Below are 16,034 nucleotides of genomic sequence, written 5' to 3'. Positions count from 1 at the left end.
GCGCTGGACGACCTGGTCAAGTCGTTCCCACCGCTGGTCATCGCGTAATAAAAAAAGGGGCTGCACATGCAGCCCCTTTTCTTTTGTCGGCCTGTCAGCCGCGAATTTCCGCCACCACCGCCGCCAGTGCCTGGGCCGGGTCAGCCGCCTGGCTGATCGGGCGACCGATTACCAGGTAATCGGAGCCGGCATCCAGTGCCTGACGAGGGGTCAGGATGCGGCGCTGGTCATCCTGCGCGCTACCGGCCGGGCGAATACCTGGCGTCACCAGCTGCAGCGATGGGTGCGCCGCCTTCAGTGCCGGCGCTTCCAGCGCCGAGCACACCAGCCCGTCCATACCCGCCTTCTCGGCCAGCGCCGCGAGGCGCAGCACCTGCTCCTGCGGATCGACATCCAGGCCGATACCGGCCAGGTCCTCACGCTCCATGCTGGTCAGCACGGTCACACCGATCAGCAGTGGCTGCGGGCCGCTGCGCTTGTCCAGTACCTCGCGGCAGGCCGACATCATGCGCAGGCCACCGGAACAGTGCACGTTCACCATCCATACGCCCATCTCGGCCGCTGCCTTGACCGCCATGGCGGTGGTGTTGGGGATGTCGTGGAACTTGAGGTCGAGGAACACCTCGAAGCCCTTCGCGCACAGGGTCTCGACAATGCCCGAAGCGCTGCTGGTGAACAGCTCCTTGCCAACTTTTACCCGGCACAGGGCTGGGTCGAGCTGGTCGGCCAGCTTCAGGGCGGCGTCACGGGTGGGGAAATCCAGGGCGACGATCAGGGGCGTCTGGCAGGCGGACATGTTCAGGGTCTCTTGGCAAGTCGAAATCGGCGCGCATTGTAAACGAAGTGACGCAGGCTTTGGGGGCCGTGGGTCATCAGAATTGGCCCGGCTGGGCATGGCCCCTATAATTGAACCAATGGTCAAGGAAATCGCTCAACCGTTGTACAAGCGAAGCCCTCGACGCCCACAGGAGAACGACAATGCCCTGGTATGCCTGGCTGATACTCATCATAGCCCTCGGCTCGATCGTCGGCGGGTTGATGATGCTGCGAGATACGGCGAAAAAACTGCCGCTGACCGAAGAACAACTGCGCAAGGTGCGTGAACGCAATGCCGAGGCGGATGCCAAGGATGCGCAGGACCGGTAGTTGAAGTCGAATTCTCTGGCCTCTTCGCGGGGCAAGCCCGCTCCCACAGAGTGGGCGCTGCCCTCGAGGCCTGCACAATCCCCCTTGTGGGAGCCGGCTTGCCGGCGATGGGGCCAAGCCGGTGTTCGCCTGACCCGGCCTCATCGCCGGCAAGCCGGCTCCCACAAAAACCAACCAGCCTTATTCCACCATCACCCTATCCCGATTGCGCTCCAGCAGCGCGCTGCCGATCCCTTTGATTTCAAGCAGTTCATCCACCGTGGCAAACGGCCCGTTGGCCTCCCGATACGCCACGATCGCCTCGGCCTTGGCTTTGCCGATCCCGTTCAGCTCCTTCTGCATCGTCAATGCATCGGCCGTGTTCACGTTCAACCGCTGCACCGGCGCTTGCGCTTGGCTCACCACCGGTATCGGTTCCAGCGGGACAACGGCAGCACCAGGCGCGGCGCTGAGGGAAAACGACAAACCCGCGAACAATGGCAACAGCAGGTAATTGAGGACGGTATTGCGCATGAGGGTCACTCCTGTGAGTTGAAGTTGCATGCAGCAGTTTCCTTGGCTGCCCCTACAACCTAGCGGCTCACAGGCACCTGTTCCCAGTGGGCAATGGTTACCAAATCAGACGTCACAACATGTTGCACGCCTGCTGGATAAATATCCTACGCCAGGCGTGCACAGTGCCTTCAGCCCTGCAGGACAGGGTCGCGCAGCAACCGCAGCAGGTACTGCCCATAGCCATTCTTGCGCATCGGCGCGGCCAGGGCTTGCAGCTGGTCCGCATCGATCCACCCCTGGCGGAAGGCCATTTCCTCAGGGCAAGCGACCTTGAGGCCCTGCCGACGCTCGAGGGTGGCGATGTAACCGCTGGCTTCGAGGAGCGAATCATGGGTGCCGGTATCGAGCCAGGCGTAGCCACGGCCCATCACCTCCACCGACAAGTGCCCCCGCTCCAGATAGAGCCGGTTGATGTCGGTGATTTCCAGCTCACCGCGCGGCGACGGTTTCAGCCCCTTGGCCATCTCGATCACGTCCTGGTCGTAGAAGTACAACCCGGTCACCGCATAGTTGGACTTCGGCTGCTGCGGCTTCTCTTCCAGGCTGATGGCCCGGCCATGGGCGTCGAACTCGACCACGCCATAGCGTTCGGGGTCGGTCACATGGTATGCAAACACGCTCGCGCCTTCGCTACGCGCCATGGCGCCGTTGAGCAACTTGTGGAAATCGTGGCCGTAGTAGATGTTGTCACCCAGCACCAGCGCCGACAGGTCGTTGCCGATGAAGCGCTCACCGATGATGAACGCCTGGGCCAGGCCATCCGGCGATGGCTGTACCGCGTAGGTGATGTTGATACCCCACTGGTGGCCATCGCCCAGCAATTGCTCGAAGCGCGGCGTGTCCAGGGGGGTGGAGATGATCAGGATATCGCGGATACCCGCCAGCATCAGCGTGGTCAGCGGATAGTAGATCATCGGTTTGTCGTACACCGGCAGCAGCTGCTTGGAAATCGCCAGTGTCGCCGGGTGCAGGCGGGTGCCCGAGCCCCCGGCCAGAATGATGCCTTTACGCTGTTTGAGTGTGCTCATATGTCGTGCTTCCCTGAACGTGCGCTGTAGTTCTTTTCTACCCATTCGCGATAACTGCCCGACTGCACGCCCTCGACCCAGGCAGCGTTGTCCAGATACCACTGCACCGTCTTGCGGATACCGGTTTCGAAGGTTTCGGCCGGCTTCCAGCCCAGCTCGCGCTCGAGCTTGCGCGCATCGATGGCATAGCGGCGGTCGTGGCCGGGGCGGTCGGCGACGTAGGTGATCTGAGCCGCATAGGGTTTGCCGTCAGCCCGTGGGCGCAGCTCGTCGAGCAGGGCACAGACGCGCGTGACGATCTCCAGGTTCGGCTTCTCGTTCCAGCCACCGACGTTGTACACCTCGCCCACCGTGCCGGCTTCCAGCACGCGGCGGATGGCACTGCAGTGGTCCTTGACGTACAGCCAGTCGCGAATCTGCTGACCATCGCCGTACACCGGCAGCGACTTGCCGGCCAGGGCGTTGACGATCACCAGCGGAATCAGTTTTTCCGGGAAGTGCAGTGGCCCGTAGTTGTTCGAGCAGTTGGTGGTCAACACGGGCAGGCCGTAGGTGTGGTGGTAGGCGCGCACCAGGTGGTCGCTGGCGGCCTTGCTGGCCGAGTAGGGGCTGTTGGGCTGGTACTGATGGGTTTCGGTGAACGCCGGCTCACCGGCCTTGAGCGAGCCGTAGACCTCATCGGTGGACACATGCAGAAACCGGAACGCCTCGCGCGCCGCGGGGTCAAGGCCTTGCCAGTAACCACGCACCGCTTCGAGCAACTGGAAAGTGCCGACCACATTGGTTTCGACGAACGCCTGCGGGCCGTGGATGGAGCGGTCGACATGCGACTCGGCGGCAAAGTTGAGCACCGCGCGCGGCTGATGTTCGGCCAGCAGCCGCTGCAGCAGCGGCCCGTCGCCGATATCGCCGTGCACGAACACATGCTGCGGGTTGCCTTGCAGGCTGGCCAGGCTTTGCAGGTTGCCAGCGTAGGTCAGCTTGTCGAGGTTGATCAGGGTTTCGCCCGATTGGCTTACCCAATCCAGTACGAAGTTCGCACCGATGAAGCCGGCGCCGCCGGTAACCAGGATAGTCATGGGTTCAGGTCGATCTCATGCGGGTCGGTAGGAAGATGCCGTAAGTGTAAACGGGATCGCTGAAAGCGTTATCGGCCGGGAGGGGTTTGTCGTTAGATGGTCTGTGTCTGCTCGCGCAGGTACATCACAAGCTTTGCAGTCAGTGATTACCCTGTGGGAGCCTGCTTGCCGGCGATAGTGCCTGAGATGAATTCTGCCTGCACTGGCCTCATCGCCGGCAAGCCGGCTCCCACAGGGATGGCGGCACTGGCCTGATCGGTTTTGAGTCGATCACCGCCATCGCAGTGCACAAGCGCCCATTGCATCCCGGCGCAACAAACCCGACATACGGCAACTTGCCACGAAACTCACCTTTTGGATCCAACATGAAACGCGATCAACGGCGAAATTCACCGAACAACCGGTAGGAACTTTGTCATCAAAACGTGGTATCGCCTTGACGCTTATGCCTTCTCGCGCTTAACCTCGCGACCCTTAGAACATGGAAGTCTCCGGAACACACCCTGGCCAAAGCGCCACGGGTTCGGGCCTTTCCTGAAGATGAATCCGGCGCGCCTAGGTGCGCTGCTTTGCTTTGCGGTAAACATCTTGAAGCCTCGTTCCTCGCTCCAGATCCAGAAGTCGGTCATTTTCGCCCTTATCTTGCGTGAAGCCCGTTCCCGTCTTGGCGACCGCCGCATGGGCGCCGTGTGGCTACTGCTCGAACCGATCGTTCACCTGCTGATCTTCTCCGTTCTGTTCAGCATGCTTCGTGGCCGTACCCTCTCCGGGGTGGAATACCCCGTGTTCATCCTGGTCGGCATGGCCCCCTTCCTGCTCTACCGCAACACTGCCCTGCGCCTGATGGAAAGCCTGCGCGCTAACCGCTCGCTGTTCGGCTACAAACAGATCAAGCCCCTCGACACCTACGTCGCCCGGGTCATCGTCGAATCCTGCATCGCCGTCACGGTCTACGCCATCCTGGTATTCGGCTTCGCCTGGTTCGGCTTCGACATGTCGATCCACAGCCCGCTGCAATGGGTCGCCACTCTCCTGCTCGGCCTGCTGTTCGCCTTCGGCCTGGGCATGCTCCTGGCCCTGGTCACCCACGCCATGCCCAGCCTGAAGATGGTCATCCGTATTGCTTTCTTCCCGCTGTATTTCATCTCTGGCGTGCTGATTCCTGCGTCCTACCTGCCCCCGGCCATGATGCCGGTGCTGCTGCTCAACCCCTTCCTGCACATCGTCGAACTGATTCGCGCCGAGGTGCTGCCGCACTACACACCGGTCGATGGCGTATCCGAAACCTACGTGATCGCCGTCACCCTTGTACTGCTGTTCCTGTCGCTGGGTGCCTACCGTGCCCGCAGGATGCACCTGATTTCCACCAAGAACGGTTAACTACAGGCCACCCGTGTTCGAGCTCAGAAACGTTACCAAGTCGTATCTCACGCCCAACGGCCGTCGGTACGTCTTTCGCAACCTGTCGCTGGCCATTCCGCCCGGCAAGAACATCGGCCTGATCGGCCGCAACGGCGCCGGCAAGACGACCCTGATGCGCCTGCTCGGCGGTGCCGACGTGCCCGACTCCGGCACCATCGCCACCGACCGCAGCATCTCCTGGCCGGTCGGTTTGACCGGCGGCTTCCAGGGCAGCATGAGCGGCCGCGACAACATCAAGTTCGTCTGCCGCATCTACGGCGCCACCGGCGAGGCGATGCGGGAAAAGATCCGCTACGTGCAGGAGTTCGCCGAGATCGGCGACTGGATCGACGAGCCGATCAAGACCTATTCCTCCGGCATGCGCTCACGCGTGGCGTTCGGCCTGAGCATGGCCTTCGACTTCGACTACTACCTGATCGACGAAGTGATGTCGGTGGGCGACGCCCAGTTCAAGCGCAAGTGCGCCGACGTCTTCCAGGAAAAGATGCAGAAATCCAACGTGGTGCTGGTTTCCCACTCCATGTCGGAAATCGAAAAGCTCTGCGACATCGTGCTGCTGGTACGCAATGGCGGCATCCAGGTGTACGAAGACGTCGCCGAAGGCATCAAGGCCTACAACAGCTGATCAACCTTTCTTCCAATTAAGCAGCACCGTTCCACATCAAGGATGCATCCAACTATGAGCAGTACGGGTAACAAGAAAGGCTGGCGCCTGGCGTTGGCCATGGTGGTTCTGCCAATGGTCCTGGCGGCCGTGTACTACGGTGTGTTCGCCGTCGACCGTTTCGTCAGCTCCGCCCAGGTGGTGGTGCGCCAGGACGGCAACAACCAGGGCGCCCAGGTGCCTGGCCTGGCCACCCTGCTGACCGGCGCCAACCCGGCTTCGCGCGAAGAAACCCTGTACCTGCGCGAATACATCACCTCGATGGACATGATGCTGCTGCTGGAAAACAAGCTGCACTGGATCGAGCAGTACGCCGCCCAGCGCAGCGACGTGTTCTTCTGGCTCGACAAGGACGCCCCGCGCGAAGACCTGCTGAAGTACTACCAGCGCATGGTCTCGGCTCACTACGACGAAACCACCGGGCTGCTGCGTGTGGAAGTTCAGGCGTTCACTCCGGAACTGTCCGAACAGATGCTGCGCGAGATCCTCAAGGCCAGCGAACACTTCGTCAACGAAGTGAGCCACAACATCGCCCGCGAGCAGATGAAGTTCGCCCAGGGCGAGCTGGAAAACGCGCGCCAGAACTACGCCAAGCGCAAGACCCAGCTGCTCACCTTCCAGAATGACAACAAGGTACTGGACGGCGGCAACACCGCGCAGAGCCGCGCGACCATCATCGCCGACCTCGAAGGCCAGTACACCAAAGAGCAGGCCGCGCTCACCGAGATGACCTTCAAACTGCGCGCCGACGCCCCGCAAGTGCGCCAGCAAAAGCAGAAGGTACAAGCCATCACCCAACAGCTGGCCAAGGAAAAGCGCCTGCTGGTGTCGTCGCCGCAAGGCTCGCAGCTGAACGTGGTCGCCTCGCGCTTCCAGCAGCTGACCCTGGACGCCGGCATTGCCGAAGAAACCTACAAGACTGCCGTCGCCGCGCTGGACAATGCCCGCATCGAAGCGAGCAAGAAGATCCGCACCCTGGTCACCGTGGTAAGCCCCAACACCCCGCAACTCGCCCTGTACCCAGAGCGTTGGTACAACCTGGCGACCATCCTGCTGGGCCTGCTGATGCTGTACGGCATTACCCGCTTCATTCTGGCTTCGATCGAGGATCACCGTGATTAAATCCCTGGCTGTCTCCAAACGCGTCAATCTGAAACTGGCAGCTCTGGCCCTGGCGACCTTGGGCCTGGCGGGCTGCGGGGGCACCCTGTCCGGCGCCGGCCCATACAAGGGTGAGATCGAAAGCAAGACCGAGGCCTACAACCTCGTCGATATCAATGCCAGCACCATTGCCCCGTACATGTTCGGAGCCACCCGCCCTGTCTTGGCCACCGTGACCAAGCCGGTATCAGCGGAAGTGCGCCTGGCAGCCGGTGACGTGCTCAACGTGCTGATCGCCGATACCGCGCCGGAAGGCTCTGCCCTGTTTGCACCACTGGCCACTGGCGGCACTCAGCTGAAGTCGCGTATCGACTCGCAGGGCATGCTGTCGCTGCCATACGTTGGCCGTCAGTTCGTCGCGGGCATGACCCTCAATCAGGTCGAAAACATGATCCGCCGTCAGCTGAAAGGCATTACCACCGACGTGCAGACCCACGTTGAACTGGTCGGCGACCTGTCGGGCTCGGTACTGGTTGCCGGTGCGGTGAAGACCCCGGGGCGCTTCAGCACCCTGCAAGGGCCACTGACCCTGCTGGATGCGGTCAACCAGGCTGGAGGGCCAGTACTGGAACCGCACTTGGTCAACGTAACCGTGCGTACCGGTAGCCAGGTTCAGCAGTTCAACTACGAAGACATTCTGGCGGGGAACAATATGGTGCTCCGCCCGAACTCTGAAGTGGTCCTGGACCGTGCGCGCCAGCGATTCGTAGCGATGGGGGCAGTTTCCGAGCCTGGCTTGAAAGATATGCCATCCCAGCAAACCAGCCTCTTGGACGCCCTGAGCAGTGTAGGCGGACTCAAAGAAGGCAGCGCCAACCCCGAAGGCGTATTCGTTTTCCGTGGCCCCGCCGATGCGAAATCAAAACCGGTAGTGCTGCGCCTGAACATGCGCGATCCTGCATCTATCTTCTATGCGCGCCAAATAGCCATGAAACCTGATGACACGATCTTCGTGACCAACGCTGCAGTTCACGAATGGCAAAAGATCATCAGCCCAATCGTCCAGACCATGCTCGTAGGGAAAGTCGTTTCACAATAGCCAAAATAGATTCGCCCTGCATGCAGCGGCATGCAGGGCGATCAGACATCGTCACCAAGCGCATTCAAACAGCAGCAAACCTTTTCAGGCGTACATCAATCTTCTCCCTGTCAGCACCATGTTCCAATGCGGCAAGCAGGTATTTTTCCGCCAGCTCAAGCTTACCCTCAACTACATAAACGTCTGACAGCATCATCAGAACAATATGCGCAGTAGGGTTGCTCTTCAAATACGCCAGAAAATGCACTTTGGCACAAGTGTGTCGCTTACTTAGCATTAACGCCCGCCCAAGGCGATAGCGCGCACCGTGATAATGAGGTGCCGACCCCACCGAAATAAGCAATGACGTCAGAGCCCTTGGCACTAGCTTCCTTTCCAGCAGGCTGACACCCATCATGTAATTTGAGTACTCATGTCGAACGTCCAGCTCCAGCGCCTTCCCCGCTTCGACCTCAACCTTTTCCCACTGTTTGTCCTTGAATGCTAAAAACGTACTGTAAATAGCATTGATCAACGCAGGTTTGCCAACCGAGTCACCCACCTCAGCGATCTCCGGAAGCTTCCCGCCCTCTGCCCACACCTGGACAAACTCGGTCAAGCCGTAATGCTCCTTGATGAACGGAGCTCCGCCATGGCCCACCCCCGTCAAGGTGATCGTTTCAACATTGGGCAGATCTCGGACATGGGAGGCAGCCATCAGATCAAGGGCATCGCACTCGCCCGCAATCTGCAAAACCTTGACCGAGGAAGATTCGATCAGCGGGCGCAAATCTGGATAGACGACCGGGATATCTTTCGGCATCCGCTTCTGACTACGGCTACCTTCAATCTTGAGTTTCGTATCGTAGCCAAAAGCAAGCACATTAGCGCCCAACTCCGCACCGTACAAAACCGCACCATACCCCCCCATGCTGACACCAATGAAGAACACTTCTTCAACCTGGAGGTAGTCGATCAATTCCTTGAGGCGCTGAACGGTTCCGGCATGGCTGCCACCAAAGTCCGGAATGCCCTGTTGGTACCATTCATTTCGGCCATTGTTCAGAAACAGCAAATGACTGGCCTGCGCATTACCGACATGCCAAAAGTCAAATTTACCATCAGTCTTGTCAGTGCCCGCCAAAAAAACCATGAGCCGCTTGGAACCCGCACGCTCTACGATTTTAAAATGTTTCCCCTCAAGGGACGACGCGTCAAACATAACACCAAAACCTATTATTAATTTTAATCAATTGTAACCTAGGCGATAACAGGGCCAAATGCAATATCACACAGCCCCCTCTTCTTCCAACGCCCCAGGCGGCTTACTTACATACGTACGAGGTATTGGACACGAACCGGTTACCCACCGACTTTCGACCATCAGGCTTGGGCGCATCCCTGAATGGCTCAACGACCTGCGAAGCAGATTCTACGTCAATTTTGTTGTGCCCCACGTAATTATTGTCACCCTCGACCCTGACAGGAACACCCACCCCGCAGAACCGATTCGATTCTACTAAATTGTTATTTGCAGAGTCTGCATAGAACCTGCCCTGCTTATCCAGCGCCGGATCACCACACCCCCACTTACTCAAATCCCGACTCTGGCGCGATGCAATCCACACACCGACCGGCTGTGTACGAAACTCGTTATTCACAATCCTGTTGAAATCACTGGACTGCCAACGCAGTACCGACTTTCCAGACTTGAAATTCTCACCGCAATTTTTGTAAAGAAATATACCGCCCCCTGCATTTCCCTCAAAAACGTTACCTTCGATAACATTGTGAGCCGATGAGTCAATGGCCAACCCCTCGCGACGCGTCGACGCACCGTTTTCTTTTATCGTATTGTTCAAAATACTGATACCACGCGTACCCTGCTCCAGATACACCCCCACTTTCCCTGCACCTTGCACCAGCGAATCTTTCAGCGTTGAATTGAAAACATAGCTATCAAAATAGACGCCGCCGCGCCCCGCTGCCAGAACCTGAATATTCTCAAGTACAACATTTTCTGGGGCGAGCCTATAGTTTTCCCGAACTTCTTTTGACAGCGCGCTCTTCGCCACGCCGGACGTGACGTTCACACCCCTGTTTGTGAAATTCTCAACCCGGCAATTTTTTACATTGATATTTTTAATCTTCTTGCCACGCCCAGTGATCTGGATCCCGACGTTACGAACCCCCTGACCGTCGAGCGTCGCCCCCGCACAATCGAGCGTCGTATCACTCTTTGAAATCACGACAGTAGCGTTATACCTGCAACCCGCCTGCAGCCTGATCTCACCACCTACTCGAGCAGGGAGATCACAACCCCCACCCACAACTTCACCGGCAAATACACCTGACGACAGCGCAGACCACACCACGAAACCAGCTACAGCGCGACGCATTGAAATCATTTAAATCTCACTTCCTGAAAGACTTTTCAGCAACAAAACTAGCAGCACCCCTACCCCACGCCAACCAAAAGCACGCCAACCCACCTAAGCCCTGCCCGCCCCTAAGAAAAATCTCACACACCCGGCGCCCTACACGGATCAACTTTTACGGCCATTTCATTACGAACACATTTAGCAACACCAAATATGTCAATTATTTTTCGTCAACATTCTGACAAAGCCATTCTACACTAGGCCGCCCATATCGTGGCGTATAGCCATCAAATCAAAGCAATAAAAATTAAAAGATAATAAATGGCAAAAAATATGCTTAAAATTCACGATCATCCGCGAAAACATGACGATCGTGCGAGGACCCATAACGCCATCACCGCCACTTTATTAGTTCACCCGAGCGAACTACCCATTACAAATAAATGACAACTTACCCTTGACACAGCGAAATTGGATCCACTAAAATTTCGGACTTAAAATCCGCTCACCCCGCACTACCCGCTAATGCTGCCTGAGCTCCGACGCCCATACCCCCTGGAACGAAATCATGGAAGGTAAGTTCATTTCAAAACTCGCTAGCGTCTCTAGCGAGGCCACTCTTTTTCCGCCAGTAAGGTTGTACGGTGCAGTCACCGTGAATGCCAAGGCTCAGATTGGCAAATACACCTATATTGGTCGCGACGGCTATGTGGGGCGTGGGGCAGTCATCGGAAACTATTGCTCTATCGCGCGAAACGCTGAAATCAGCCCGATCAACCATCCGACTGATTACCTGAGTTGCCACCCTTTCCAGTACAACACCAATCACTTCGCAGACCACCCGGGCTACCAAGACCACGCTCGGGTAAAAGGCCCAAGCGCTAGTCCTGCAGTGATTGGACATGACGTGTGGATTGGCGCAGGCGCGATGATCTGTCAGGGCGTCACGGTCGGGACCGGTGCAGTCATTGCGGGTGGCGCTGTCGTTACCAAGGATGTTCCTCCGTATGCGATCGTTGCTGGCGTACCGGCAAAGATCATTCGCTATCGCTTTGACGAAGGAACTATCGACAGGCTCCTGAGCAGCAAGTGGTGGGAGCTCGAACCCAAGGACATGGTCGGCGTAGACTTCCAGAATGTTTCCGACGCCCTGGACAAAATCAGCTCCGTCAAACTGCAGATGGGGCTGCAAAACCGGAACGCGCTCGCCGGCATTCTCAGCAATGCCGCAAGTGGCACCAGCTCGGGTATCGTCTGGTTCACAACCCCCACCGCCTATTCAGATATGAATGCACTGGATCGCTTCTCGACCATTGAAGTGATCACTCACACTCAGGGCCAGGACACAACATCCCCTGTAGTCGCACCCGGTGTCTACCAAATTAGTAGCGCGACATTCGACGCCAAGCGCGGATGGTATCGCCTGACCTTCATGGACGGCGACGCACCATTCAAAGGTAAAATTTCGAAGAATCGTTTTACCTTCAAGTTCGGCAGCGTTTGATTGTATCGACCCCTCGGGCAGCCCCGAGGGGTCTTGAATATAAGTTGGCTCGACATCTGTAATGACTGGGTAGTGGCTCCTATCGGCTGGCGCGTGCAAACCGCAAACCTGGCCCTACCTCTCATTGCAGCAGAACAAATGACTATAGGGACAGTTATGAGAACGGTAATCACCTTTGGGACATTCGACGTACTGCACATTGGTCATGTACGAATTCTGCAGCGCGCTCGCGAACAAGGTGACAGGCTGGTGGTGGGTATTTCTTCCGACGCCCTCAACTTTTCAAAAAAGCAGCGTAACCCTGTATACCCCGAGCAGGAGCGCCGCGACATCGTTGCCGCGCTGGGATGCGTCGATGAGGTCTTCATTGAAGAGTCTCTCGAACTGAAAGGCGAATACATCAAAGAGTTCGGCGCAGACGCACTGGTCATGGGTAACGACTGGGAGGGGCGTTTTGACGAGTTCAAATCCCTTTGCGAAGTCCTCTACCTTCCCCGTACCGAAGGCATTTCCACCACTCAATTGATCGCCGAGATCAAAAAATATGGATAAACTTCCCCGCATCGGCTTCGTCGGTTGGAACCCTTTTCAGTTTCTTCACATCCAGAAGCTGGCCAGTACCTTTCCGGGTGCTTGCTTTGTTATTGAAAAGCGCAAGGATTTCATCGACGAATTCAGCGAGGAAGTCCTGAAGAACGCTGACACACCCATCATGGTGTGGGACCGGGCCAAGATGCCAACCCTCGACGGGGTATTTGACATCATTGTCTGCCAGACGCCGTTTTCCCGAATCGAAACCTTCGAGAAGTCGAAGATTGCCATGATTCAATACGGGTACGCCAAGGAGCCGCACAACTATGGGCCTTGGCGTGCGTTCGCAGATGTCTGCCTGACGTATGGCCCCTACGCCGCCCAGCGCATCGAATACTTCAGCCCTGCGGTCGCCGTGGGCAATCCACGTTATGATGACTGGCACAGCGAAGCTTTCCACAGCAACGCCAAAAGCAAGCACGCAGACAAACTCAACCTGGATAAAAAAACGGTCTTGTACCTCCCCACCTGGGGCGATCTCTCCAGCGTTGATCAATACATGGGTGCTATTTACAACTTGGCCGAAAACTACAACGTTATCACCAAGATGCACCACAACACCCAGCTGCTTGAAAGCGACCGGAAAGACAAAATGGTTTCCGGAGCCATTCACAACTTTGGCGCGAATGACGACCTGCTCGAACTCATTGCGCTTGCTGACTTTGTGATTTCCGATTACAGCGGCGCGATCTTCGACGCCATGTATTGCAAAAAACCGATCGCCCTTTTGGAAGTTGATCTCGACGATCAAATGGGCGGAAAGAAAATTGATGAATTCAGCCTCGAGTACTCTCGCCGCGCCGAACTTGGACTTCGCATTCAAGGCCCAGACTTGCTGGCTGCCGGCATAGCGGAACTCGACAAGCATCCAGAAAAGTACATCAGTGCCTACGAACCTTTGCGTAGCGAATTGTTTACCGACACACAAGATTCGCTAAGCCTGGCTCATGATGCGTTGGTCAAACTCTGGAAAGGGGCATTCACCCCGAGTCAACCCCAGCTCTACCTGCGCAAAGAGCTGAAAGAATTTTACACGACGAAGCGACAACTGGCCATTGCCAAGAAAAAGCAGAGCGTAGCTAAATAATGTCATCCATTCAGCGGCACTTGATTGTCAAAGCCATATTCCTGCTTTCAAAGATAGGCGCGCACCGGGCAAGCCTGGCGTGCACCGACAAGTTGCTTCAACTCAACGTGTCGCTAAGTCAATTAAGACAAGCGGTGAGCGCCGCCCACGCGCGCGATGATCACGAGACGGCGTTGCGGTTCACGACCTATGCGATCGAGAAATTCCCCGCAAACACTTTTGGCTATCTTGAAAAAGCCAAAATCCTCGCAGCGCGCGGTAACACCGCCGAAGCGGTTGAAGTGCTGAGCACCGCCCCGAACTGCGGCCCCGTGTCGGACGCCTTGCGCTCGTACCAGACAAGCTCGAAACCGGCCGTCAAAGCCAAGAAAGCCGTCAAGAAACCTCAGGCACTGGTATCCAGCAACGACCTCGAGCAGTCGTTGCTCATGGCGGGAAATGACGCTTCATGGCTCGGCATCATCGCTGAACAAGCCGAGTACGCCATCAAGGCAGACCCGTCCAACCCTACGAATTTCAACATTCTTGCGCGCACGTACCACCAACTGAATCAACATGACAAGTTGATCCAAGCGATTACATCCTTCCCGGACAGTATTTCCTGCAGCCTCAATTATCAATTGATGCTGGCCAAAGCGTATCAATCCTCCCGCAACCAACTGGCCGCCTTTGATGCACTCATTGCGGCGCAAGTTGAGCACCCGGCAGAACGCAAGTTGTTGATGCGTATCAGCGACATGCTGCGCGACGATGCCCAAATTGCCCGGGCCTATTCGTACTTGTGTGCAAGCCAAGCACTTTATCCGTCCTACGGGTCGGTCAAGCGGCTTTCTTTCGAAATTGATAATGCCCTCTTTGAGCACGCACGCGAAACCCTGTTGAGCATCCTGCAATTCCCTCAAGAAGCCTTGATGAAATTCATGCCGATGATCAACCGTGCAACCCCGTTTTTCCCGGAACTGACGAACGAGACCCAAGCGGCAAGGGCCAATGCTCGGGAGTTGCTCTCGGCAGAAAAGGGGCGCAAAGGCATCAACCCTGACGACCAGATAAAAGTCGCCGTCAAATGCCGCTGGATCAACGAAGCGTATGACATCGTCAAGCGCAACAGAGGCGGAAAGCAGCCTGTAAGCTCGGAGAATCTCGCTTGGCTCAACACCGTGGCCGCGCAGATCGACAGAATTCGTCCTCTGGTGGAAATGGCGACCACCAATGAGATATCTCCGCATCTTTACGGCTTGAAGAATGGTTCAATCGTCGACATTGACCCCAACACGATAAACCCGCTGAAAACGGTTGAAGTGTTCATTCCTACCGTTTTCTTCGCAGCTCCCAACGAAGAAAAGCCCAGCTACGCGACCGTTCGAGAGTTCCTGGGCAACGTGTATGACTACTTGATGAGTCGCACAGACCTGACCCTGGTTCCACGCCATCAATGGAACTGGCGGAACTGCGACCCCAGAACCCCCAACGCTCGCGTTGTGAGTTATCACACCAATGCGCCTTACAACACCAACCACTTGCATATTCAAGAGGTGCCGTTGGCAGGCCGCTGCAGCATGGACCACCAGGGCTTCGCCGGATACGCCTCACTCGCTACCGTGCACACGCCGATCGAAGAAGCGAGCGCTCACATCAGCGAAGCCATGCTTGCGGAAAACGAGAAGTCGCTGCACCAGACTTACGTACAGAACAACATTTCAAAGTACTCACAAACCGTCGATCGTGTGTCTTACGATGATGACTACGTCTTCGTCGCGCTGCAGATCCCGACAGATACGGTTGCTGCCCTGGCCTATGTCACCGGCGCCGAGCTTGTAAAAACCGTAGCTGAGCACTATCTGGGGAGCACCACCAAAGTTCGAGTCAAGCGCCACCCCTATTGCAATAGCATGACCGTGCAAAAGACGCTCGACACACTGTTGAAAGCAGAGGCTATTGAAATTTCCGATGCATCGGTACACGACCTGATCTCGGGAGCCAAAGCTGTATTTACCGTTAACTCGGGCGTTGGCCTTGAAGCGCTTTTGCACAGCCGCCCGGTTATCGTGACCGGCGATTGTGACTACGCCTACGCAACTTCGGCTCAACCGAAATCCATCGATGAACTGAAAACGATCCTGAACAATGATTTCAGCTTCGACCACGCGCGCACCCGCCAGCTTTTGCACTACTACGTGAATGGCTACTCCATGGCCAGCAATGACGCCAAGGCCATTCACGAAAGACTGAGAAGCTGGCTCATGTAGCCACCAGTCGATTGGGCTGCCTGACCGGCAGCCTTGACTACGTCGTACGAATTCGCCACGACGGCTCACTGATTAAAATGGACACGAAGACCGTTACGACCATGATCAAGATCACCCCCAGCATCGAATGCTCCAACAACGCACCTTTC

14 protein-coding genes and 1 pseudogene are annotated in these 16,034 nt (G+C 56.9%); 9 read left to right on the top strand and 6 right to left on the bottom strand.

From position 1 onward, the window contains the following. Window positions 1-94 precede the first annotated feature (94 nt). Window positions 95-796: an orotidine-5'-phosphate decarboxylase gene (gene pyrF, locus PMI38_RS01780; protein WP_008089873.1), complete on the bottom strand. Its 702-nt coding sequence runs from the start codon at window positions 794-796 to the stop codon at window positions 95-97. 182 nt (window positions 797-978) lie between these two features. Here pyrF and PMI38_RS26260 point away from each other — a divergent pair, with 182 nt between their 5' ends. Continuing rightward, window positions 979-1,146 carry a DUF2897 family protein gene (locus PMI38_RS26260; protein WP_008089871.1) on the top strand — a complete coding sequence of 56 codons (168 nt, stop codon included), beginning with the start codon at window positions 979-981 and terminating at the stop codon, window positions 1,144-1,146. Window positions 1,147-1,326: 180 nt separating this feature from the next. Here PMI38_RS26260 and PMI38_RS01775 read toward each other — a convergent pair whose 3' ends face one another. The 3 genes from PMI38_RS01775 to rfbB form a co-directional block, all read right to left on the bottom strand. After that, window positions 1,327-1,659 (bottom strand): ComEA family DNA-binding protein, encoded by a 333-nt coding sequence (locus PMI38_RS01775; RefSeq protein WP_008089869.1) that lies wholly within the window; start codon window positions 1,657-1,659, stop codon window positions 1,327-1,329. 170 nt (window positions 1,660-1,829) lie between these two features. Further along, window positions 1,830-2,729: a glucose-1-phosphate thymidylyltransferase RfbA gene (gene rfbA, locus PMI38_RS01770; protein WP_008089867.1), complete on the bottom strand. Its 900-nt coding sequence runs from the start codon at window positions 2,727-2,729 to the stop codon at window positions 1,830-1,832. After that, window positions 2,726-3,808 carry a dTDP-glucose 4,6-dehydratase gene (rfbB, locus tag PMI38_RS01765; protein ID WP_008089865.1) on the bottom strand — a complete coding sequence of 361 codons (1,083 nt, stop codon included), beginning with the start codon at window positions 3,806-3,808 and terminating at the stop codon, window positions 2,726-2,728. The genes rfbA and rfbB overlap by 4 nt, the downstream gene beginning before the upstream one ends. A gap of 588 nt (window positions 3,809-4,396) precedes the next feature. Here rfbB and PMI38_RS01760 point away from each other — a divergent pair. From PMI38_RS01760 to PMI38_RS01745, 4 genes are read left to right on the top strand one after another with little or no spacing between them, the layout of a single operon-like run. Further along, window positions 4,397-5,188, top strand: a complete 792-nt coding sequence (locus PMI38_RS01760; protein ID WP_238540152.1) for an ABC transporter permease — start codon at window positions 4,397-4,399, stop codon at window positions 5,186-5,188. A gap of 13 nt (window positions 5,189-5,201) precedes the next feature. Next, window positions 5,202-5,855 carry an ABC transporter ATP-binding protein gene (locus tag PMI38_RS01755; RefSeq protein WP_008089862.1) on the top strand — a complete coding sequence of 218 codons (654 nt, stop codon included), beginning with the start codon at window positions 5,202-5,204 and terminating at the stop codon, window positions 5,853-5,855. 54 nt (window positions 5,856-5,909) lie between these two features. After that, a complete protein-coding gene (locus PMI38_RS01750; protein ID WP_008089860.1) occupies window positions 5,910-7,016 on the top strand; it encodes an ABC transporter permease in 1,107 nt (368 codons plus the stop codon). Then, the gene (locus PMI38_RS01745; RefSeq protein WP_008089858.1) at window positions 7,009-8,094 is read left to right on the top strand and encodes a polysaccharide biosynthesis/export family protein; all 1,086 of its coding nucleotides are present in this window, start codon (window positions 7,009-7,011) and stop codon (window positions 8,092-8,094) included. The genes PMI38_RS01750 and PMI38_RS01745 overlap by 8 nt, the downstream gene beginning before the upstream one ends. A gap of 64 nt (window positions 8,095-8,158) precedes the next feature. On the opposite strand, the gene PMI38_RS01740 is transcribed toward PMI38_RS01745, so the two are convergent. Both PMI38_RS01740 and PMI38_RS01735 read right to left on the bottom strand, forming a co-directional pair. Beyond that, complete coding sequence (locus PMI38_RS01740; RefSeq protein ID WP_008089855.1) at window positions 8,159-9,295, bottom strand: alpha/beta hydrolase; 1,137 nt, start codon at window positions 9,293-9,295, stop codon at window positions 8,159-8,161. A gap of 103 nt (window positions 9,296-9,398) precedes the next feature. After that, window positions 9,399-10,481, bottom strand: a complete 1,083-nt coding sequence (locus PMI38_RS01735; protein WP_008089854.1) for a right-handed parallel beta-helix repeat-containing protein — start codon at window positions 10,479-10,481, stop codon at window positions 9,399-9,401. Window positions 10,482-11,334: 853 nt separating this feature from the next. On the opposite strand from PMI38_RS01735, the pseudogene PMI38_RS27745 reads away from it, so the two are divergent. The 4 genes and pseudogenes from PMI38_RS27745 to PMI38_RS01715 form a co-directional block, all read left to right on the top strand. Next, window positions 11,335-11,550: pseudogene (locus PMI38_RS27745) on the top strand (CatB-related O-acetyltransferase); the annotation flags it as partial. A 441-nt stretch (window positions 11,551-11,991) separates the two neighbouring features. Beyond that, window positions 11,992-12,510, top strand: a complete 519-nt coding sequence (locus PMI38_RS01725) for a pantoate--beta-alanine ligase (protein ID WP_238540151.1) — start codon at window positions 11,992-11,994, stop codon at window positions 12,508-12,510. Then, entirely contained in the window at window positions 12,503-13,636 is a 1,134-nt protein-coding gene (locus tag PMI38_RS01720) for a CDP-glycerol--glycerophosphate glycerophosphotransferase (protein ID WP_008089851.1), read from the top strand. The genes PMI38_RS01725 and PMI38_RS01720 overlap by 8 nt, the downstream gene beginning before the upstream one ends. Next, window positions 13,636-15,885 carry a capsular polysaccharide export protein, LipB/KpsS family gene (locus PMI38_RS01715; protein ID WP_008089850.1) on the top strand — a complete coding sequence of 750 codons (2,250 nt, stop codon included), beginning with the start codon at window positions 13,636-13,638 and terminating at the stop codon, window positions 15,883-15,885. The genes PMI38_RS01720 and PMI38_RS01715 overlap by 1 nt, the downstream gene beginning before the upstream one ends. The last annotated feature ends 149 nt before the right edge of the window (window positions 15,886-16,034 follow it).

The organism is Pseudomonas sp. GM84, assembly GCF_000282535.1.
In the GTDB taxonomy this organism is placed as follows: Bacteria; Pseudomonadota; Gammaproteobacteria; order Pseudomonadales; family Pseudomonadaceae; genus Aquipseudomonas.
This window is presented reverse-complemented; position numbering and strand designations above follow the sequence as displayed.

Bases quoted from the DNA above. Each gene is read 5' to 3' on its own strand.
- pyrF (WP_008089873.1), bottom strand. From the start codon at position 796: ATGTCCGCCTGCCAGACGCCCCTGATCGTCGCCCTGGATTTCCCCACC.
- PMI38_RS26260 (WP_008089871.1), top strand. From the start codon at position 979: ATGCCCTGGTATGCCTGGCTGATACTCATCATAGCCCTCGGCTCGATC.
- PMI38_RS01775 (WP_008089869.1), bottom strand. From the start codon at position 1,659: ATGCGCAATACCGTCCTCAATTACCTGCTGTTGCCATTGTTCGCGGGT.
- rfbA (WP_008089867.1), bottom strand. From the start codon at position 2,729: ATGAGCACACTCAAACAGCGTAAAGGCATCATTCTGGCCGGGGGCTCG.
- rfbB (WP_008089865.1), bottom strand. From the start codon at position 3,808: ATGACTATCCTGGTTACCGGCGGCGCCGGCTTCATCGGTGCGAACTTC.
- PMI38_RS01750 (WP_008089860.1), top strand. From the start codon at position 5,910: ATGAGCAGTACGGGTAACAAGAAAGGCTGGCGCCTGGCGTTGGCCATG.
- PMI38_RS01740 (WP_008089855.1), bottom strand. From the start codon at position 9,295: ATGTTTGACGCGTCGTCCCTTGAGGGGAAACATTTTAAAATCGTAGAG.
- PMI38_RS01735 (WP_008089854.1), bottom strand. From the start codon at position 10,481: ATGATTTCAATGCGTCGCGCTGTAGCTGGTTTCGTGGTGTGGTCTGCG.
- PMI38_RS01720 (WP_008089851.1), top strand. From the start codon at position 12,503: ATGGATAAACTTCCCCGCATCGGCTTCGTCGGTTGGAACCCTTTTCAG.
- PMI38_RS01715 (WP_008089850.1), top strand. From the start codon at position 13,636: ATGTCATCCATTCAGCGGCACTTGATTGTCAAAGCCATATTCCTGCTT.